General features: G+C 56.9%; 2 protein-coding genes. One reads left to right on the top strand and one right to left on the bottom strand.

The features are described 5' to 3' along the window. Positions 1 to 101: 101 nt before the first annotated feature. Positions 102 to 1,235 carry a CpaE-like family protein gene (locus tag BKN05_RS12420; protein WP_286688776.1) on the bottom strand — a complete coding sequence of 378 codons (1,134 nt, stop codon included), beginning with the start codon at positions 1,233 to 1,235 and terminating at the stop codon, positions 102 to 104. A gap of 335 nt (positions 1,236 to 1,570) precedes the next feature. Between BKN05_RS12420 and BKN05_RS12425 the strand changes: the two genes are divergently transcribed. Next, positions 1,571 to 2,134, top strand: a 564-nt coding sequence (locus tag BKN05_RS12425; RefSeq protein WP_286688777.1) for an HAD-IB family hydrolase, incomplete at its 3' end; no start/stop codon positions are given.

Here is a 2,134-nt window from a genome sequence, read left to right on the forward strand (position 1 = left end):
CTGGGCTGTGCCGCAACCCGACGTTGGATGGTTTCTACAATGTGTTCTGTAACTGACATGTGTGATGCTTTCTCTGGGCAGGTGGTTGGATTTCGTTCGGGCTATCGCGCAGCTGCTGTGTTCCAGCCGTATTCTGCGAGCACGGCATAGGCAGCTATGGATAATGGCTTCGGTATACGCGCAGGTAAACCACCACTTTCAGTGATTTTCGTCAACCGTTTGATAGTCCCGATTTCTGCGATGACATCACTACGCACGAGGTCTTCAATTTCCTCGATGCTCAGGGCAGACCACTGACGATGCCGAACCACCACACTGTGCGGTATGTGGCGCGCAAAAAGCTGTGTACTGATGTGCGCGGCCCGTGCCGCGCAGCGCAATTCCGCGGGGCACACCACTACTGCTGCATCAATCGACCGTGGAATCTGAAAAGGGTTGGCATCAACGACCGACAATCCCGGTTCGTTGTGCAGCGCAGACAGGACGGATTCAATTTCTTCCTGGTTGCCACGAAGATCGCTGGCATTGATGTGGCCTTCGCCCAAGTTGAGATCGGGCCACCGCAGACCGTCATGTTTTTCTATTCCCAGCAGTAAATCCAGGCCACCGGAATAATCCACGGCGTCGATCAATGTCACGGCACCAGCGTTGTTGTGTGCCGCAACCCGCGAGATCGCAGCCGCCACCGTCGACGCACCTGTGCCTCCACCCGCAGCGATTACCGCGATGGTTAAGTGCGGATCAGTGCGAGACGACAACTGCCTGCTTGGGCTTGTCGAATAGGCCGGACTGGCGGGTCTAACCGGACGCGTTGGGTTTTGCGATCGAGGGCGCTGCGGTATCTGCCGATCACCGCCCTGCTGGGCGCTGTGGTGCAGGCCTTGCTGCGCGTGTGCACCCAGCGCTGCCAGAATCTCTTTGTTCTGCGCAGGAATGACAAAACCGGCGTGTGCCGCGCAGGCCTGAACTAGTTGTTCATCGACCGGGCCGGGATCCAAACACACCAGATACGCAGGGCTGGTTAGTCGTGGCGGACCACCAGAAGTCGTCGACAAGAGTTCCGCGTGTTCGGAGTCGAGAAATAGAGCTTCGGCCCGTGCACCCAACCGATAAATATCGCGCTCATCGCTGGCAGTAACCACCCGGTGTCCAGTGGCAGCGGCGATGTGGCTTGCCTCTGTGCGCAAAGTGGGATCTGTGATGGCGAGGACGATGGAAGGATCTTGCGTGTTCATGGCATCTAGCCAAGCCGGAACAACACCGCTGTTCAACGGCACGTCCCGGATCTGTGGAGAACTCAGTCAACCTGTTGTCACGTCATCGATCGCCCTGTGGACAACCCTGAGATTTCTGCCAATTTTCGCAATTTTTCTGCTGAAGCCGCCCACTATGTAACAACTCGACACATCAAAGGGATAACCCAACTAAGATGGCTTGTGTAACAGGAGATAACAACAAATAACAACCAACAACACGAGTCACAACAGCACCATTAATCACATCAGTGGCAGCAGTCAACGCTGCACCAACCAACACTGCACCAACCACAGACTTCTTACGGCAGGTACCTATGCATGATCCCCACAGCACCGCCGACCAGTCCCAGCAACAACAGGCATCCTCGCACTCGCGCCCACACCCGCACCCACATCCACAACCACAACGCGGGCAGGTGGCAGCGTTTTTTGACCTGGACAAAACCATCATCGCCACCTCATCGGCTTTCGCCTACGGGCGCGAATTCCTCCACAACGGGCTTATCACCCCGCAGGACGCGCTGAGTCTGTCTCTGGCCAAAGCCAGCTATATGTTTGCTGGTCAATCCAGCGCCCAGATGGATTCCACCCGAGACCAGCTCACCTCCATGATCACCGGCTGGTCTGAAAAACACGTGCGCGACATCGTGCACGAGACCATGCATACCGTGCTCACCCCAGCGATCTATAGCGAGGCCCGGGAACTGATCCAGGCGCACCAGGACGCTGGCCACGAAGTCATCATCATCTCAGCCTCGGCACGCCAGCTCGTCGAACCAATCGCCGAAGAATTCGGCATCACGGAGGTCATCAGCACCGAACTGGAGATTATCGACGGCGCGTTCACCGGAACCGTCGAGTTCTATTGCAAAGGCGGC

The organism is Corynebacterium sp. S5S1 (assembly GCF_001913985.1).
In the GTDB taxonomy this organism is placed as follows: domain Bacteria; phylum Actinomycetota; class Actinomycetes; order Mycobacteriales; family Mycobacteriaceae; genus Corynebacterium; species Corynebacterium marquesiae.

Bases quoted from the DNA above. Each gene is read 5' to 3' on its own strand.
- BKN05_RS12420 (WP_286688776.1), bottom strand. From the start codon at position 1,235: ATGAACACGCAAGATCCTTCCATCGTCCTCGCCATCACAGATCCCACT.